A 17,012-nucleotide genomic window follows, 5' to 3' on the forward strand; every position below is an offset into this window, starting at 1 on the left:
GGGCCGGGCGTTGGAGCCGGTCCGGGTGGGGCGGATGAGCGCTTTCGCGCAGCAGCGAGGCGTCCGGTGGGGGGTGCGACCGGACGTCCTCGACGGGGCAGGAGTGCGTATAGTCGGAAATGTCGCACTCCCCAGCATTCTGCCGCCACAGCACGAGGTCAAGCCGGTGGACGACGCAGTAGACAGCGCACAGGGCGTACGAACGGATGCGAGCTCCGGCCGTCACGCCGTGGTCCGCAACGGCAACGGTCAGTATGCGATCTGGCCGGGCGACTTGACCGTCCCGGCCGGCTGGCAGCAGGTCCACGGGCCGGCCGGACGGGCCGACTGCCGGGACTGGGTGGAGCGCGAGTGGCGCCCGGCCGGGCTGGGCTTCCCCGACGGCGCCCCGGTACGTCGGGCGACGGGCGGATCCGCGGACCGGACGGCCGGATCGGTGGACCCGTCGGCCGGATTCCCGCACACCGTCGCCGGATTCGCGGACACGGTGCACGGGCTGTTCCGCGCGCGGGCGGCGCACGACCCGGACGCGGTCGCCGTCATCGCCGCGGACGCCACGCTGAGCTACCGCGAACTCGACCTGCGCAGCGACCGGTTGGCCGCCGCGCTGCGGGCGCACGGGACCGGCCCGGAGCAGGTGGTGCCGGTCTGCCTGGAGCGCGGGGCGGGCCTGGTCACCGCCTGGCTGGCCGTGCTCAAGGCCGGCGGGGCCTTCCTGCCGCTGGACCCGGCCCACCCGCCGCGGCGGCTGGCCCGGCTGGTCGAGGACTGCGGGGCGCGGGTGGTGGTCGCGGACGGTGACGAGTTCCCGGAGGCGCCCGGGGTGTCCGTGCTCGGGGTGTCCGCGCCCGGGCCGGAGGACGGCGGGGAGCCCCTGAACTCCGGGGCGTACTTCGCCGGGGACGACGGCGCCGTCCCCGACGACCTCGCCTACCTGATCTACACCTCCGGCACCACCGGCCGCCCCAAGGGCGTCCCCGTCACCCACCGCGCACTGCTGTTCACCCTCGACCGGATCGTCCACGCCTACCGGCTGCGCCCCGGCGAACGCGTCCTGCAACTGGCCGCGCTGGGCTCCGACACCGCGCTGGAGCAGGTGTTCGGCGCGCTGCTCGCGGGCGCGACGGTGGTGCTCGGCGGGGGCGGCGGCGCGGGCGGCACCTGGGCGCCCACCGAGCTGGCCGGCCGGCTGCCCGGGCTGGGCCTGGCCGTCGCCGACCTCACCCCCGCCTACTGGCACCACCTGCTCGACCTGCTCCCGCCCGGCGGGCCCGGCCCCCAGGGGCTGCGCCTGGTGGTGGTCGGCGGGGACGCCGTGCACGCCGCCGACAGCCGGCACTGCCTGGAGCGGCTGCCGGGCGCCCGGCTGCTCAACGCGTACGGGGTCACCGAGGCGGCCGTCACCTCGACGCTCTGCGAGGTCACGGCGGAGCTGCTCGACGGGGGCGGCGGAAGCTCCGCGGGGGCGGGCGGCACCCCGGCCGCGCCCGTGCCGATCGGACGGCCGCTGCCCGGGGTGCGGGTGCACGTGCTGGACGCCCGGCTGCGCCCCGTCCGGCCCGGGGAGAAGGGGCAGATCCACCTCGGCGGGCCCGGCCTGGCCCGGGGCTACTGGCGGCAGGCCGGGCTCACCGCCGAGTCCTTCCTGCCCGACCCGTACGCGCCGCTGCCCGGCGAGCGGATGTACCGCACCGGCGACGCCGGGCGGTGGCGGGCGGACGGGCAGCTGGAGATCCTCGGCCGCTTCGACGATCAGGTGAAGGTGCGCGGGCACCGGGTGGACCCGGCCGAGGTCGAGGCCGTCCTGGCCGCGCACCCCGACGTCCGGCAGGCCCGGGTCGCGGCCGACGGCGAGGCGGCCGACGGCAGCCGCACGCTCACCGCGTACTACACGCCCGCCACCGGGACGGCCGTCGGGGCGCCGGGGCTCCGGGCGTTCCTGGCCGACCGGCTGCCGGAGTACCTGGTGCCGGCCGAGTTCGTGCCGCTGGAGGCGATGCCGCTCACGGCGGCGGGGAAGATCGACCGGCGGCGGCTGCCGCACGCGCCGGTGCGCTCCCCGGCGTCGGCTTCCGTTCCCCCGTCGACCCCTTCGCCGGCTCCCGCACCCGGCCCCGCCGGAGACGGGGCGCTGGAGGCGGCCGTCGGACAGCTGTGGGCGGAGCTGCTCGGCGTCGAACACATCGGCCCGGACGGCGACTTCTTCGCGCTCGGCGGCACCTCGCTGCTCGCGATGGAGATGCTGGCGCGGGCCCGGATCCTGCTCGGCATCGACGTCGGGCAGGTGCGCACGCTCACCCGGGCGCTGCTGCGCGAGCCCGTCCTGCGCGCCTTCGCGGCGGCGCTGTCGGCGGCGCGCGCGGACACCCCCGCCGGGGCCGTACGGGACGCCGCGGTCGACTGGTTCGCGGAGGCCCGGCTCACCGAGGACCTCCGGCAGTCCTGGAGCCCGGCGCCCTCCCGCGCCGAACCCGCCGAGATCCTGCTCACCGGCGCCACCGGCTTCTGCGGCGCCCACCTGCTGCACGCGCTGCTCGCCACCACCCGGGCGCGCATCCACTGCCTGGTCCGCGCGCCCGACGAGGAACACGCGCTGGAACGGCTGCGGGCGGCGCGGCAGCGCTTCCTGCGGCAGGACCTCGCCGACCGGCGGGTGGTGCCGCTGGTCGGGGACCTCACCCGACCGAAGCTCGGCCTGACGGGCCGTCAATTCGACTGGCTGGCCGGGCACCTGGACGCGATCCACCACCTCGGCGGACAGGTCAACTTCCTCTACCCGTACCACCAGTTGCGTGCGGCCAACGTCGGCGGCACCCGGGAGGTCGTCCGGCTCGCCGGGCACAGCCGGGGCATCCCCGTGCACTACCTCTCCACCCTCGCCGTGCTGGCCGGCTTCGGCGCGGCCGGCGTCCCGAAGGTCACCGAGCGCACCCCGCTCGCCCACCCCGAACGGCTCGGCGTCGGCTACGTCGAGAGCAAGTGGGTCGCCGAACAGCTGCTGCACAACGCGGCCGCCGCCGGGCTGCCCGTCACCGTGCTGCGCACCAACGACGTCACCGGGGACCTCGCGTCCGGGGCGATGAACACCGGCACGGAACTGTGCGCGCTGATCGCCTACGTGGCCGACAGCGGGACCTATCCGGACGTGCGGCTGCTGCTCGACTTCGTCCCCGCCGACCGCTTCGCCCGGGCCATCGCGCACATCGCCGCCCACGCACCCGCCGCCGGCGAGGTCTACCACCTCACCTCCCCGCGCCCGGGCACCCTCGCCGACCTCGCCGAGCGGCTGCGGGCGCGCGGCCACCGGATCGCCCCGCTGCCGTACGGGGACTGGGTGCGGCGGCTGGTCCGGTTCGCCGCCGGGAACCCGACGCACCCGATCGCGCCGTTCGTCCCGCTGTTCGTGGACCGCGCGCCGGGGTCGGAGCTGTCGGTCAGCGAGATGTACTTCCGGCCGACGTTCCCGCTGTTCGAGCGGGCGAACGCGGACGCGGCGCTGGCCGGGAGCGGGATCGAACTGCCGCCGGTGGAGGCGGGGTTGATCGACCACTACCTGGCGGGGCTGGAGCGGGAGGGCTTTCTACGGGCGGCGTCGCCGTGAGCCCCTCCGAGGCGCTCGAAGCACTGGATGTGCTCGGCGCGCTGGACGTGCGGCGCGGGCCCGGCGACGGCCCGGTGGCCTTCGGCGGGTCGCTCGGCGCGCTCGGCCCCGGCGGGCTGCTGGCGGCGTACCGGCGCGGGTTGTTCCCGCTGCCGGCGGCGGACGTCTACGCGAGCGCGTACAACGAGGCGGTGTACGGGGACGCCGTCGAGGCGGGCGAGGTGGCGCTGCTGCCCGGCGGGGCGGACCCGTACGCGCTGGCCTGGTGGTCGCCCGACCCCCGGCCGGTGATCGCGCCCGGCGGCGTCCGGCTCGGGAGCCGGCTGGTGCGGCGGCTGCGCAACCGGTCCACGTGGTGGACGAGCGCGGACCGGGCCTTCGGGCGGGTGCTGGCGGCGTGCACCGAGGGCCGTCAACCGGTCTGGCTCACCGATGAGTTGGCGGAGGTTCTGGTGCGGCTGCACGAGCTGGGGGCGGCGCACAGCGGGGAGGTGTGGGAGGGGGAGGAGCTGATCGGCGGGGTGTTCGGGATCGCGGTCGGGCCGGTGCTGAGTCTGGACTCGATGTTCCACCGCCGCCCGGACGCCGCCCGGGTCGCCGTCGCCGACCTCGGGGCGCGGTTCGGTGCGGCGGGCGGGCGGCTGCTCGACGCCCAGTGGGACGGGCCGCACGTGCGGAGCCTCGGGGCCGAGCCGATGGCGCGCTCGCGGTACCTCGCGGAGCTGTCGGACGGGAGTGGGGATTCCGCTGTGGTCCCGGACGGGGCGCCGCTGCCGGTGGCGCGGCTGGGAGAATCGGCACGCCTCCGCTGACCTGCGGTTAAACCTGATCGGGCTGGCTTTTTTGGCCTGTCTTCGACAAACTTATTCCTCGTCAGTAACATGACGCCGCGTGTTCAAAAGTTCCATAGGCAGGGCCTCCGGCCCCGCCGTCCTCACCCTCACCCTCATCCTCGCCGGGGCCACCGCGTGCGGGCCGACCGACCCCGGCACCACCCAGGCCGGTGCCGAACCGGCCGCCGCCACCGTCGCCGACCCGGCCGCGACCGCCGCCGGGGGCAGCCCGGCCGCCGCCCGGCCCGCCGGTACCACCCCGCACGCCAGAGCGGCCGGCCCCGCCACCGGCCGTCCGACCCCGGGCAAGGCGCCCGTCACCGCCGCGCCCGCCGGCGACCAGCAGGCCGCGATCGGCAGCCCCGGCAAGGACGGTGGCGCCGTCACGGCGGCGACGAAGAACCTCCAGCTGACGGCGTACGACCCGGCGGGCGGGACGGCGGTGCTGTCGGCGACGGGGCCGGGCGCCACGGCCCCGACCTCGCCAACTGCCGCCCCCGGCACCGCTCCTGGCGCTTCTTCCAGCGCCGTACCGAGCGCCGCTCCCAGTGCCGCCCCCAGCGCGGCCACCGCCGCCGTCCAGCCCGGGCAGCTGATCGCCAGCCCGCCCACCGCCGCCGCACCGCAGGGCGCACTGGTCGCCGTCACCGGCGTCCGCCCCGGCGCGGGCAACACACTCGCCCTGACCACCCGCCCGGCCACCCTGGCCGAACTCCTCGGCGGCACCGAGGCCGACGGCAACGTCCCCGTCGACCCGCACGGCATCACGGTGACCCCGCTGGTCAAGGACCTCAAGGCCACCGCCGGCCTGACCGGCAACGGCGTCCAGGCCGACGCCTCCGGCACCCTGGAGGTGAACCTCAAGGCCCCCGTCCCGCTGCCCGACGGCGCCAGCCTCGACGCCTCCGGCTCGCTCCAGCTCCACCCGGCCGTCCACTTCGCCTACCACGGTGCCGCGGCCGGCAGTCCGCGCACCGCCTCGATCGGCTTCGACCTCGGCGCCCACGCGCAGTGGAAGGTCACCGGCGACGCCGCCCGCAGCACCGGCGCGGCGCCCATCCGGGTGCCCTTCGCCAAGCTGCAGGCCAGCCCGGTGCTGACGGTCGCCGGCCTGCCGGTGGTCGTCAACCTCGGCCTCACCTGCTACCTGGAGGTCAGCGCCGACGGCCAGGTCCACCTGGAGGCGGAGCAGGACGCCACCGGCACCTGGGCGGTCCGCGCCGACTACACCGGCGGCAAGGGCTGGACCCCGGTCACCAACGCCGACACCAAGGTCACCCCGGTACACGTGCGGCTCAACGGCAAGGCGGGCGTGCGGGCCGCGCTCGGCGCCGAGATCAGCCTCGGCCTGTACGACACCGTCGGCGTGGAAGCCACCGTCGCCCCCTACCTGCGCGCCCAGGCCGAGGGCTCGCTGGTCGCCGACTCCTCCGGCAACCCGCCTCAGGTGCAGGGCAGTTGGTCGCTGGTCGGCGGCGTCGACCTGAACGGCTCGCTGCTCGCCCACCTGAAGGTCTTCGGCACCCCGATCATCGAGGGCAAGCTGCCGCTGCCGCCCTTCCACCGGGAGTGGCCGCTGCTCGGGGGATCGGCGACACTGCCCGCGCCGCAGCACAGCTGATCCGACGTCACTTCGTGCTCCCCTCGGCCGGGTTGTCCGGTCGAGGGGCCCTCGTCGTGGGTAGGCTCGGGTCGAAGCGCGGGCCTGAGTTCGAACCGGTCGGAGGGGGTGCGGGGGCGGGATGCGGAACAGACAGGTGGCCTACGGCGTTTCGGTCGCCCTGGTGTGGGCGGTGTCGCTGACGCTGTACGCCGCCACCGGGATCGGCTGGTGGGCGGCCGTACCGGCGGGGCCGGCCGTGCTGGTGCTGCTGGCGGTCCTGTGGCCGCGGCGGCGGGGGAGCGGGGCCGGGCGGGGAGGGGATGTCGCCGCGTGGGGCGCCCCCCGCTCCGCGGCCGGGCCGGCGCCCGGCCGGGCGGCCCCGCTGCCGGAGAGTTCGGTGGTCTGGGAGATGGGGGACCCGGCCGGCCCGCCGGTCGTCAAGGGCCCGGTCGCCGGAAGCGCCGTCCTCCCGGATCGGATCGACTCCACCGAGCGGGACGACGACCTGGTGATCGTCGGGAGCGGTGCCGCCTCCCGGTACCGTCCCCTGCACGAGTACGCCCAGGACCCGCTGACCCCGGCGGCCGCCGAGACCGTCGCCACGGGCCTGGAGCGGCTGTTCCTCCGCCTCGGCCCGCCGCCGGGCTCCGCCCACGGCCCCGACCAGTCCGCCCCCGCACCCCGAGGTGACGACCGGTGACCACCCCCGAGGAAGGCCGCGTCCGCCGCCCGACGGCCCTGGAGATCGCCACCCAGTGGGCCCAACTCCCGCCCGAGCACCTGCGGGTGGCCCTGGAGCACCTCGAACTGGAACTCCAGCGCGAGCACACCCGGGAGACGGCAAGGGAACGCCACCGGGCGTCCCTCGAAACGGTCCGCCTCAAGGAGGAGCACGCGACCGAGCGCGCCCGGATCGCGGCCCGGGAACGCCGCGACCAGCGCGCCCACCAGCTCTACGTCGGCGGCCTGGTGGCCGGCTTCGTGCTCGCCGCCGGGATGCTCGTCGGCTCGGTGCTCGTCGGCCTCGACGGCCGCCAGTGGCTGGCTGGCCTGCTCGCCGGGCCCAGCCTGATCGCCCTGCCGGTGGTCTTCGTCCTGCGCCGCAGCGACCGCCCCACCGCCCGCCCGCGTCCCCTCCCGCCGCCCTCGCTGCCGGACCAACTCCCGGGCGACCAACCGGCGTAGCCGGGGGCGGGTGCCCGCGTCGGGTTGGTCCTGTGGCGTCCGCCGTGGTGGGGGCGTGTCGTGGCTCCCGGAGCGCCCCGCCGCCGTGGAACCGGGCGGCCGGCGGCGTCCCGGAGCGGTGCGTCAGGTGCCGCTGGTCGGGGTGTCGTCCTTCTTGATGCCCAGGAGGATCTGGTCGAGCACCGAGACGTCCGGGGCGGCCGGGTCCTCGTCCACGCCGCCGTCGAAGACCACGTAGCCGCCGCCCTTGGCGGGGAGGGCGGCCAGCAGGACGAAGCCCTGGGTGCCGTCGGTGTTGGTGATGTGCCAGCGGGTCGCGTACCCGGCCACGCCGGCCACGGTGATGGTGCCCGAGCCGTAGTCGGTCTGCGAGGCCATCCCGCTGAAGATCTGCTTGGCGACCGTCGGCATGGCGGCGTCGGCGGCGGCCTTGGGGGTGTCGCCCTGGACGGTGTTCTTCTCCACCGAGAACCGGCCGCGGATGCAGGCCTTGCCGTTCGCGCAGGTGTAGCGGCCGCTGCCGAGGTAGACCGACCACTGCGGGGTGTCGGTCGCGGAGACCTCCCAGCCCTCGAACACCGGCAGGGTGATCGAGTGCTGCTTGTCCGCGACGGTGCTCCGGAGGACCGGGGCGGGCTTGGGCGTGGACGGCTTCGGGGCGGGGGTGGGGCTGGTCGTCGGGCCGGTGCTACTGGTGACGGGGACGGTGGGGTCGGTGGTCGGGTCCGCCGCCGGGCCGCCGCCGTGGCTGAGCGCGATCCCGGCGACGCTGCCGCCGATCGCCAGGACGCCGACCGCGATGCTGATGAGCACGCCGGGCTTGACCCGCTTGGGAGTCGGGGCCGGGGGCGGGTAGCCGGGGCCGGGCTGTCCGTAGCCCGCGCCGGGGTAGGCCTGCTGGGACGGGTGAACCGGGTAGGCCGGGTGCGCCTGCTGCGCCGGGTACGCCTCCTGGCCCGGGTAGCCGTAGGCGCCCTGGGTCGGCCGGACGTCGCCGGTCCAGGCGTTGCCGTCCCACCAGCGCTCGTGGCCCGGGGCGCCGTCCGGGCCGGGGACCGGGTACCACCCGGGAGGCGTCTCGTTGCTCACGGCCGTACGCTACCCGGCGGTGTGCCGCCCGGGCCGGGGAGGGGTGCCGCGCCCGCCGGCACCCCGGCGGGCGGTGGCCGCGAGGGTCACGGCCGTGGTCGCGGCGAGGGCCGCCCAGGCGGCGGTGAAGCCGTGGGTGGTGTCGCGGAGCAGCCCGAGGGCGGGCGGGACCACGACGACGGCCACCTGGTTGACCGCCATGACCAGGCCGAGGGCGAAGCCGGTCCGGCCCGGTGGCGCCGACTCCGCCAGGTGGGCCACCCAGGGGCCGTACCAGCCGATCCCGAAGAAGCCGAGCCAGGTGAACAGGACGGCGGCCGCGGCGGGGGACCGGCCCGCCGGCGTCGTCAGGACCACCAGCCCGGCCACCACCGCGGCCAGGCAGACCAGGACGGGCCGGTACCGCCCGGCGCGGCTCCGGTCGCTCCAGGCCGCCAGTGCGATCCGGCCGACCGCCCCCGCGACCTGGACCGCCACCAGGACGGCGGCGCCGGCGCCGGGGCCGAGGGCCGTCACGTCGTGGAGGTACAGGGCGCCGAGCACGCCGATGCCGCTGTGCACCGAGACCAGGGCCAGGCCGGAGAACAGGAGCCTGGCCATGGCCGGTTCGCGGAGGATCCGCAGCCGGGAGCGGACGGAGGCCGTCGGTGCCACGGGGCCCGGGGTAAGCCCGCGAGCCGGGGCGGGAGCGGGGCGTACCGGCGGGGCGGTCGGCGGGCGCCGGTAGAGGGCCGCGAAGAGCCCGGCGCCCAGGAGCGCGACCAGCCCGCCGACCACCAGTGCCGCCCGCCACCCGTACGCCACGGCCACCAGCGGCAGTACGGCGGCGGCGAGCGCCCCGCCCAGCGGCAGTCCGGCCTGGCGGACGCCCATGGCCAGCCCCCGCTGGGCCGGGTCGAACCAGGAGGCCACCGACTTGCTGCCGCCGGGCTGCACGGTGCTGTACCCGGCGCCGACGACCAGCAGGACGGCCAGCAGGGAGGCGTACCCCTGCGCCAGGCTGCCGAGGAGCAGGGCCGCGGCGACCACGGCGGCGCCGAGGCCGACGACCCAGCGCTCGTTGTACCGGTCCAGCAGCTCGCCGGCCACCAACAGGCCGACCAGCGGCACCAGTTGGGAGGCCGACAGGAGCAGGCCGAGTTGGCTGGTGCTGAGGTCCAGCGCGTGCTGCAGGGGGACGGCCATCGCCCCGATGCCCTGCACGAAGAAGCCGGAGGCGGCCTGGGTGACGGTGGCGACGGCCAGGACCACCCAGCGGTACCGGAGCGGGCGGGCGGTGTCCCCGGGAGCCGCCGGTGCGGAAGTCGTCGGATCGGAAGTCGGTGAGGTGGAAGTCGTCGGAGCAGAAGGCTTTCCGGTGTCGGTGTGCTGACGCATGCCCAGCAGCCTGCTGTCATGGTCTTATGCACCTCAACCCTTACGGCGAGAGCGCCGTGCACCTGGCCGCGGCCCTGGCCAACCGGCGCCCCGGGACCGCCGAGGAACTGGCGGACCGCTGCCGCGCGGCCGGGCTGGTGGTCGACGGGCCGGTCCGGCCGGCGGACCTGGCGCGCATCCTGGCCCTGCTGGACACCTGGGAGTCGGTGGTCGACGCGGCCGACGAACGCGAACGGGCCGAGCGGCTCAACCGGATGCTCGCCGCCGACGCCGCCCACCCCCGGCTGACCGACCACACGGGCGGCTGGCACCTCCACTACCGCGACGACCACCAGTCGTTCGGCGCCGTGCTGTCCACCCTCATCGCCGTCGGCACCGCCTTCCACCTGGTGGGCCGCGGCATGCACCGGCTCGGCCGGTGCGCCGTCGCCGAGTGCGCCACCGTCTTCGCCGACACCACCCGGACCGGCCGCAAGCGCTACTGCACCCAGCGCTGTGCCAATCGCGACGCCGTCCGCCGGCACCGTCGCGCGGCGCGGCCGGCGAACGGGCCGGCCCGCGCGTGACCGTCCCGGCCTCGGGAGCAGGAAGTCGGCCCGGCCGACTTCCTGTTCCGACTGCCCCGGCGGCCGTGTCGGTGCCGAGGGCTACGGTGTCGATCATGACCGACTACGACTGGATCCACCGGGGCCCCATCGACTGGCTGGAAGAACAGGGCTACGGAGAGGACGAGACCGTCCTGGTGTACTTCCGGGGAACCACCCGGGCCGCCGTGGCCGACGGGCTGACCGCGCGGCACCGTCCGCCCTTCGCCCGGGGCGAGGAGCCGGCGCCCGGTGAGTGGGGCGTGATCGTGCACCCCATGCTCAACCCGTCCCGCAACGACTACGACGACATCGACTACCGCGGGCTCTGCCCCGAGGGCGCCGAACTGGTGGTGTTCGTGCCCAACCCCTGCATCGTCAAGGCCCACGGCCCCAAGGCGTATCACTACCGGGACGGCCGGATCTCCTCGTGCGTCGACTACGAGGGCGCCGAGCACGTCGGGGAGCGCTGGCCCAACGCGCTGGCCCCCCTCGTCACGGCGGCCGGGCTGGGCATCGGGGGCGAGTTCGCCGAGAGCCCGGACCACGAGCAGCGGCTCACCGCGCTGATCTGCGAGCACCTGGGCCTGCCGGCCCTGGACCGGGCCGCCATGACGGTGGACCGCGAGCTGATGGACGACTACCAGTAGGGGCCCGGCTCGTGGGGGGCGTTTCCGGGCGGGACCGGTGGTGGATCGTGTACGGCACCGGCTGGATAGCATCGTCTTATGATCTCCTCCAGCGCCCGCACCACGGTCTTCGACATCGACGGCACGCTCTGCTTCGACGGGCGGACGATCGACAGCCGGATCCTCGCCGCCCTCGACGCCTGCGAGCGGGCGGGCCACCAGCTGGTCTTTGCCTCCGCCCGGCCGGTCCGCGACCTCCTGCCCGTCCTCGACGGGGCCTTCCCCACCGCCACGCTGATCGGCGGGAACGGCAGCCTGGTCTCCGTCGACGGGCAGGTGCGGGCGCGGGCCGTGTTCGAGGCCGGTGAACTCGGGCGGCTGCTGGCCGAGGTCGAACGCTTCCGGGCCGGCTACCTCGCCGACGGCCCGTGGGACTACGCCTACGCCGGACCGGCCGACCACCCGATCCGCGGCCGGGTCGACCAGGGCGGCCTCGCCCGCCGGGTCGAGCTCGCCGAACTCCCCGCCGTCGTCAAGTTCCTGGTCGTCGACGCGACCGACCTGGCGGCCCTCGCCGAGGCCGGCCGCGCGCTCGGGATGACCGTCAACCACCACCTCGACGAGGCGATCATCGACTTCGCCCCGGGCACCACCAACAAGTGGGAGGCGCTGACCTCGCTGGGGATCGACGCCTACAACGCCTTCGGCAACGACATCAACGACCTCGACCTGCTGCGCAACGCGCGGCACTCCGTCCGGGTCGGCGGCCACCCGGGCCTGGACGGCGTCGCCCGCGTCACCGTCGCCGCCGAACCGGAGGCCGTCGCCGCTGAGATCTCCCGCCTGGCCGAGGCATCCGTCCGGTAGTCGCCGGACGCCGCTCGCCACGCGGGCACGGCGAGCTGCCGGGTGCTTCCCGTGGTCGCCGCCGCCGTGCCCCATCGGGACCCGACGCCCGATCAAGGCGTGGGAACATCAGGGGAGATGACCGCCGTCCGGCCCCGGGGGAGACCATGTCCGCGCCCGTCGATCCGGTGCCGAGCCACCGGGCGATCGAGAACCTGATCGCGCGCTACGCCGAACTCGTGGACGACGGCGACTTCGCGGGGCTCGGCGCCCTGCTCGCCGACGCCGTCTTCGTCGGCAGCGGCGCGCCGGTGCGCGGCGGCGAGGCGATCGAGGCGATGTTCCGGGAGACGGTGATCATCCACGCCGACGGGACACCGCGGACCCAGCACGTCACCACCAACGTGGCGGTCGAGGTCGACGAGCCGGCGGGGACGGCGGTCGCCCGCTCCTACGTCACCGTGCTGCAGGCACTGCCCGGGCTTCCGCTGCAGGCCATCGCCGGGGGCCGGTACCACGACCGCTTCGCGCGCGGGGAGGACGGGCGGTGGCGGTTCGCCGAGCGGCGGGTGCGGATCACCCTGGTCGGCGACGTGAGCCGCCACCTGCGGCGGTAGGGTGCCGCCGACCGGGACGACGAGGGGCGGGGCAGTGGTGCGGGAACGGTTGGCGGGTGCGGCGCGGGCCGCGCTGGGCGGCGGGCGGCGGCTGGAAGCGGTCGAGCGGCTGGCGGGCGGCAGCAAGAAGGGCGTCTACCGCCTGCGGATGGACGACGGGACGACGGCGATCGCCTACCGCTGGGACCGGACCGAGAACTACTGGCCGGCGGCCGAGGGCGACGACGACCTCGCCGACCCGTTCTCGCCCGGCCTCGGACTCGACCTGTTCGAGGCCGCGCACGCGCGGCTGGACGCGCTCGGCGTCCGGGTCCCGGCGCTCCGGTTCGTTGAGCGCGCCACGGACCGGGACGGCGGGGGTGCCCCGGGCACGGCTGCTCCCGCGGCCGACGACCCGGCCGACCTCGCGATCGTCGAGGACGTCCCCGGCGAGAGCCTGGAGAAGCTGCTCGCCCGCGACCCGCGCGCCGCCGCCCCGGTCCTGGCCCGGCTCGGCGAGGCACTGGGCGCCATGCGCGGCCACCGGGCGCCCCGCTACGGGAAGGTGGCGGTGGTCGACGGGGGAGGAGCGTCGCACGGGCCGTCGTGCGAGGGCGTCGTGCTGGACCGCGCGCTGCGCGACCTCGCCGAGGCGGCCGCGCGCGACCCCCGGATCTCGGAAGCCCGGGACCGGTGCGCGGACCGGCTGCGGGCCCTGGCAGCGGCGGTGCGCCCGCGCGCCGAGTACCCGGTGGTGCACGGCGAACTCGGGCCCGACCATGTACTGGTGGACGCGGACGGCCGCCCGGTGCTGATCGACATCGAGGGCACGATGTACTTCGACGTCGAGTGGGAGCACGTCTTCCTGCGGATCCGCCTGCCCCGGGCCGACTACCGGCCGCTGGCGGCGGACGGCCTCGACGAGGACCGGCTCGCCCTCTACGCACTGGCCCAGCGCCTCTCGCTGACGGCGGGACCGCTGCGCCTGCTCGACGGGCCCTTCCCGGCCCGCGAGGCGATGGCCGCCATCGCCGAGCACAACCTGCGCCAGGCCCTGCGCCTGCTCGGCGACTGAGGCCGGGTGGGGCGGACGAACCCGTGGACGGCAGACCCCCGGACCGCTCTCGCCGAGGCGGGCCTGGACGAGTAGGTCCGGTGTCGGGCAGTGGTCGTAGGCGATCAGTGGGCGGGCGACAGTGCGGCCGCTGTGCTGTTCGGGGCCGAGTCGGCGCTTGACGGACTCGATCAGGACTTCAGGGAATGCTTGCCGGGCCATGGCGTGAGGCTGCGGTAGGACGGTCGCAGGCAGGCCAGCCGGCCGGGCCGCAGACCAGGTGCGGCTTCAAGTCCCGGAACCAGCGCGAGCGCGAGCGGCTGTAGCCGGCTCGTCCGGCCGGTGCCGAGCGCCGGGAGTGTCGTGGGAGGCGGGCCGGTGGGGCAGACCCGGGAACATGCCCTGTACGTGGGCGCGGCCGAAGCGGATCCGGCGGCGCGAGGCCGGCTGGACGGCCTCCCGGGGCGGACCTGATCGCGGGCCGGCCACGATCAGGTCCGTCCCGGCCGGTCAGCCGGTGAGCTGGGCCTGGAAGACGGCGCTGTTGAAGTACGCCCGGGCCTCGCGGATGAGGCCGGTGTCGTCCAGCTCGTAGACGTTGATGCCGGACCAGTTGACCGGTTTGCCGTCCAGGGCCACGGCCGCGCCCCGCCAGGAGACGGCGACGTGACTGCCGACGGTGTGCGCCTCCAGCGGCGTCAGCCCGAGGAAGGGGCGGAAGCCGGGCAGGACGGAGGAGATGAAGGCGTGGATCGCGGGGCGGCCGGTGATCGGCGGCGCGCCGACCGGGTCGTGGAAGACGCCGTCCTCGGCGAAGGACCCCGCCCAGGCGGCGGCGTCGCCCTCCTGGGAGGCGCGGAAGAACTGGAGGACGGCGGGCGGCATGGCCGGGAACGTCATGGGAACTCCTTCGGGATGCGGTGATGCGGTGATGCGGTGATGCGGTGATGCGGTGATGCGGTGACGTGGTGACGTGGTGGTCTGGTGGAAGCGGTTGGAAGCGGCTCAGCGACCGGCCCCGGCCCTGACCCCGGCCCTGACCCCGGTCCGCAGGGCGGCCAGGGCGGCGGCCGCGGTGAGCGCGACGAGGCCGCACACCCCCGGCCAGCCGAGCTGGGCGTGGAGGCGGATGCCGAGCCAGGAGCCGGCGCTGCCGCCGAGGAACGAGCAGGTCATGTAGGCGGTGTTGAGCCGGCTGCGGGCCTCCGGGCGCAGTGCGAAGATCCGGGCCTGGTTGGCGACCTGGCCGCACTGCACGGCCAGGTCCAGCAGCAGGAGGCCGGCGGCCAGCGCGACGAGGCCCGTCGCGCCGCCGGTGCCGCCGGCGGCGAGTACCGCGGCCGCGGCGAGGGTGGCGCCGGTGCACCAGGCGTTGACCCGGTCCGGGCCGTGCCGGTCGACCCGGCGGCCGGCGGCCGGGGCGCAGAACATGCTCGCCGCCCCGATCAGGGCCAGCAGGCCGAGGGCCTGGGCGCCGAGCCGGTAGGGCGGGCCGGTGAGCAGCAGGGCGAGCGCGGTCCAGGTGGCGCTGAAGCCGCCGAAGAGTGCGGCCTGTCCGAGTGCGGAGCGGCGCAGGGCGGGTTCGGTGCGCAGCAGCCGGACGGTGTCGGCGAGCAGGGCCGGGTACCGGTCGCGGACGGCGGGCGGGGTGGCGGGCAGGGCCAGGCCGAGGGCGAGGGCGAGCAGCGCGGTGAGGGCGGCGGCGGCCAGGTAGGGGGCGCGCCAGCCGAGCTGTTCGCCGAGGACGCCGCCGAAGGTGCGGGCCAGCAGGATGCCGCCGATCAGGCCGCCCTGGAGGGTGCCGATCACGGCGCCGCGCCGGTCGGGTGCGACCAGGCCGGCGGCCAGCGGGATGAGCAGCTGGGGGACCACCGTGGCGAGGCCGACGACCGCGCCGGCCGCGACCAGCGGGCCGGCGGCCGGGGCGAGCCCGGCGGCCAGCAGCGCGCAGGCCGTCACGACCAGGAGCACGGTGATCAGCGGGCGGCGGGGGAGCCGGTCGCCGAGCGGGACCAGCAGGAAGATCCCTGCGGCGTAGCCGAGTTGGGTGACCGTGGCGAGGTTCGCCGCGGTGCCCGGTGCGATGCCGAGGCCGTCGGCGACGAGCGGGGTGAGGGCCTGCGGGAAGTAGACGTTGGCCACGCTGACGCCGCAGGCCAGCGCCATTACCAGGGGCAGCCGCCGGCCCGTGGCGGCGGGCCGGGGCACGGGGTCCGGTGGCGTCGTCGCGGGCGGTGTGGGCCCGGGCGGCGCGAGGGCCGTGGGTGGCTCGGGCTCGGGCAGGACAGCCGGATCGATCCGGGGCATCATGACTCCAACCGAACGAACTAGATGGTTCGAATGCTCGCCGTGAGCGTGCCAGACCGCCGCGGGATCGTCAAACGAACCGGTTCGTTACCATCGGCCCATGGCGTACGACTCGACGGCAACCAAAGAGCGGATCCTCACGGCGGCGGCCACCGAATTCGCCGCGTACGGCGTGGCCGGCGCCCGCGTGGACCGCATCGCCGCCCAGGCCCAGGCCAACAAGCGGGCGATCTACGACTACTTCGGCGACAAGAACAGGCTCTTCGCCGCCGTCCTGGAGCGCCTCATGGCCGACCTCGCCCAGGCCGTCCCGCCCGGCGACGAGGACCTGGCGGCGTACGCCGAGCGGCTCTTCGACTACCACCGCGACCACCCGGAGGCCCTGCGGCTGCTGCTCTGGGAGGCCCTCGAACTCGGCGACGAGCCCGTTCCGGGGGAAGCGGACCGGACCCGCCACTACCAGGACAAGATCCGGGCGGCGCGGCCCGCGGGCAGCGGCGACGACGGCGACAGCGGCGGTGACGGCGACGACGCCCGCGCGCGGCTGTTCCTCATGCTCGGCATGGTCGGCTGGAGCCTCGCCATGCCCCAGCTCCGCCGCATGATCCTCGGCCCCGACCACACCCTCGACGGGCTGCGCGCCGAGATCGCCGACGCCGTCCGGGCGCTGCCGACCGCCGGAAGCGGGCTCCCCGAGCAGCTGTAACCCCCCCGCCATGCGGTCGTCCCGTCCTTTGCGGAAGAGCGTGGAAGGACGCGGAAAGTCGGCGGGTCCGACTTTCCACTCCCGGCGGACCGCGGGCGAATGCCGCGCCAGGCATTGTCCTCGGTTCGGGGGATTTGCGGCGGGATTTCTGACATGGACAGGGCGGTGGGGGAATTCATGGCCCGGAAGGGTGCCGTAACCGATGTGCGCCCTCGGAAGGGAGAACAGTCATGCGTCGTCGGATTGCCGCGGTCGGGATGCTGGCCGCCGCCGGAGTGCTCGCACTCGCCGTGCCCGCACAGGCGGCTACGGGGGTTCTGGTGGTGAACGGTGTGACGCACCAGAATCCGGCGCGGGGGTGCTACCCGACCGTGTCGCCGGTGGTCGTCGAGAACCTCACGAACGTGACGGTCGACGTGTATTCCGCGCCGAACTGTCAGGGGACGGTGACGCGGGAGGTGGCAGCCGGGATGACCGCGGCGACGGTCGGGTTCAGCTACTTCGTCAACTGAGGTACGTCGTCAACTGAGGCACTCCGTCAACTGGGGCCGGCCCGCCGGCCGCGCGACGGAAAGGGGCCGGGGCGGTGCTCCGTACGGAAC

General features: G+C 75.7%; 16 protein-coding genes. 12 read left to right on the top strand and 4 right to left on the bottom strand.

What is annotated here, in order from left to right:
- Positions 1 to 166 precede the first annotated feature (166 nt).
- From ACFU7Z_RS07595 to ACFU7Z_RS07615, 5 genes are all read left to right on the top strand, one after another.
- Positions 167 to 3,601: an amino acid adenylation domain-containing protein gene (locus ACFU7Z_RS07595; protein WP_380776867.1), complete on the top strand. Its 3,435-nt coding sequence runs from the start codon at positions 167 to 169 to the stop codon at positions 3,599 to 3,601.
- On the top strand, positions 3,598 to 4,413 hold the full coding sequence (locus ACFU7Z_RS07600) for a leucyl/phenylalanyl-tRNA--protein transferase (protein WP_380776868.1): 816 nt from the start codon (positions 3,598 to 3,600) through the stop codon (positions 4,411 to 4,413). Before ACFU7Z_RS07595 ends, ACFU7Z_RS07600 begins: the two co-directional genes overlap by 4 nt.
- A 79-nt stretch (positions 4,414 to 4,492) precedes the next feature.
- Complete coding sequence (locus ACFU7Z_RS07605; RefSeq protein WP_380776869.1) at positions 4,493 to 6,055, top strand: hypothetical protein; 1,563 nt, start codon at positions 4,493 to 4,495, stop codon at positions 6,053 to 6,055.
- Between the two features lie 136 nt (positions 6,056 to 6,191).
- On the top strand, positions 6,192 to 6,737 hold the full coding sequence (locus ACFU7Z_RS07610) for a hypothetical protein (protein ID WP_380776870.1): 546 nt from the start codon (positions 6,192 to 6,194) through the stop codon (positions 6,735 to 6,737).
- Positions 6,734 to 7,222, top strand: a complete 489-nt coding sequence (locus tag ACFU7Z_RS07615; RefSeq protein ID WP_380776872.1) for a hypothetical protein — start codon at positions 6,734 to 6,736, stop codon at positions 7,220 to 7,222. Before ACFU7Z_RS07610 ends, ACFU7Z_RS07615 begins: the two co-directional genes overlap by 4 nt.
- A gap of 123 nt (positions 7,223 to 7,345) precedes the next feature.
- Here ACFU7Z_RS07615 and ACFU7Z_RS07620 read toward each other — a convergent pair whose 3' ends face one another.
- Both ACFU7Z_RS07620 and ACFU7Z_RS07625 read right to left on the bottom strand, forming a co-directional pair.
- On the bottom strand, positions 7,346 to 8,311 hold the full coding sequence (locus tag ACFU7Z_RS07620) for a DUF2510 domain-containing protein (RefSeq protein ID WP_380776873.1): 966 nt from the start codon (positions 8,309 to 8,311) through the stop codon (positions 7,346 to 7,348).
- A gap of 9 nt (positions 8,312 to 8,320) precedes the next feature.
- Complete coding sequence (locus ACFU7Z_RS07625; protein WP_380776874.1) at positions 8,321 to 9,562, bottom strand: MFS transporter; 1,242 nt, start codon at positions 9,560 to 9,562, stop codon at positions 8,321 to 8,323.
- Between the two features lie 152 nt (positions 9,563 to 9,714).
- Between ACFU7Z_RS07625 and ACFU7Z_RS07630 the strand changes: the two genes are divergently transcribed.
- From ACFU7Z_RS07630 to ACFU7Z_RS07650, 5 genes are all read left to right on the top strand, one after another.
- Positions 9,715 to 10,254: a CGNR zinc finger domain-containing protein gene (locus tag ACFU7Z_RS07630; RefSeq protein WP_380776876.1), complete on the top strand. Its 540-nt coding sequence runs from the start codon at positions 9,715 to 9,717 to the stop codon at positions 10,252 to 10,254.
- A 95-nt stretch (positions 10,255 to 10,349) separates the two neighbouring features.
- Entirely contained in the window at positions 10,350 to 10,922 is a 573-nt protein-coding gene (locus ACFU7Z_RS07635; RefSeq protein WP_380776877.1) for a hypothetical protein, read from the top strand.
- Between the two features lie 78 nt (positions 10,923 to 11,000).
- On the top strand, positions 11,001 to 11,768 hold the full coding sequence (locus ACFU7Z_RS07640; protein ID WP_380776879.1) for an HAD hydrolase family protein: 768 nt from the start codon (positions 11,001 to 11,003) through the stop codon (positions 11,766 to 11,768).
- 146 nt (positions 11,769 to 11,914) lie between these two features.
- Positions 11,915 to 12,364: a nuclear transport factor 2 family protein gene (locus ACFU7Z_RS07645; RefSeq protein WP_380738236.1), complete on the top strand. Its 450-nt coding sequence runs from the start codon at positions 11,915 to 11,917 to the stop codon at positions 12,362 to 12,364.
- 34 nt (positions 12,365 to 12,398) lie between these two features.
- Entirely contained in the window at positions 12,399 to 13,418 is a 1,020-nt protein-coding gene (locus ACFU7Z_RS07650) for a phosphotransferase (RefSeq protein ID WP_380776881.1), read from the top strand.
- Between the two features lie 489 nt (positions 13,419 to 13,907).
- On the opposite strand, the gene ACFU7Z_RS07655 is transcribed toward ACFU7Z_RS07650, so the two are convergent.
- Complete coding sequence (locus ACFU7Z_RS07655) at positions 13,908 to 14,297, bottom strand: nuclear transport factor 2 family protein (RefSeq protein WP_380776883.1); 390 nt, start codon at positions 14,295 to 14,297, stop codon at positions 13,908 to 13,910.
- Positions 14,298 to 14,402: 105 nt separating this feature from the next.
- A complete protein-coding gene (locus tag ACFU7Z_RS07660) occupies positions 14,403 to 15,563 on the bottom strand; it encodes an MFS transporter (protein WP_380776888.1) in 1,161 nt (386 codons plus the stop codon).
- Positions 15,564 to 15,804: 241 nt separating this feature from the next.
- Here ACFU7Z_RS07660 and ACFU7Z_RS07665 point away from each other — a divergent pair, with 241 nt between their 5' ends.
- Together ACFU7Z_RS07665 and ACFU7Z_RS07670 are read left to right on the top strand one after the other, a co-directional pair.
- Positions 15,805 to 16,410 carry a TetR family transcriptional regulator gene (locus ACFU7Z_RS07665; protein ID WP_380776884.1) on the top strand — a complete coding sequence of 202 codons (606 nt, stop codon included), beginning with the start codon at positions 15,805 to 15,807 and terminating at the stop codon, positions 16,408 to 16,410.
- 257 nt (positions 16,411 to 16,667) lie between these two features.
- The gene (locus tag ACFU7Z_RS07670) at positions 16,668 to 16,922 is read left to right on the top strand and encodes a hypothetical protein (RefSeq protein WP_380776885.1); all 255 of its coding nucleotides are present in this window, start codon (positions 16,668 to 16,670) and stop codon (positions 16,920 to 16,922) included.
- Positions 16,923 to 17,012 lie beyond the last annotated feature (90 nt).

The organism is Kitasatospora sp. NPDC057518 (genome assembly GCF_042802075.1).
Taxonomy (GTDB): Bacteria; Actinomycetota; Actinomycetes; order Streptomycetales; family Streptomycetaceae; genus Kitasatospora.

Bases quoted from the DNA above. Each gene is read 5' to 3' on its own strand.
- ACFU7Z_RS07660 (WP_380776888.1), bottom strand. From the start codon at position 15,563: ATGGCGCTGGCCTGCGGCGTCAGCGTGGCCAACGTCTACTTCCCGCAG.
- ACFU7Z_RS07665 (WP_380776884.1), top strand. From the start codon at position 15,805: ATGGCGTACGACTCGACGGCAACCAAAGAGCGGATCCTCACGGCGGCG.
- ACFU7Z_RS07645 (WP_380738236.1), top strand. From the start codon at position 11,915: ATGTCCGCGCCCGTCGATCCGGTGCCGAGCCACCGGGCGATCGAGAAC.
- ACFU7Z_RS07655 (WP_380776883.1), bottom strand. From the start codon at position 14,297: ATGACGTTCCCGGCCATGCCGCCCGCCGTCCTCCAGTTCTTCCGCGCC.
- ACFU7Z_RS07670 (WP_380776885.1), top strand. From the start codon at position 16,668: ATGCTGGCCGCCGCCGGAGTGCTCGCACTCGCCGTGCCCGCACAGGCG.
- ACFU7Z_RS07635 (WP_380776877.1), top strand. From the start codon at position 10,350: ATGACCGACTACGACTGGATCCACCGGGGCCCCATCGACTGGCTGGAA.
- ACFU7Z_RS07640 (WP_380776879.1), top strand. From the start codon at position 11,001: ATGATCTCCTCCAGCGCCCGCACCACGGTCTTCGACATCGACGGCACG.
- ACFU7Z_RS07630 (WP_380776876.1), top strand. From the start codon at position 9,715: ATGCACCTCAACCCTTACGGCGAGAGCGCCGTGCACCTGGCCGCGGCC.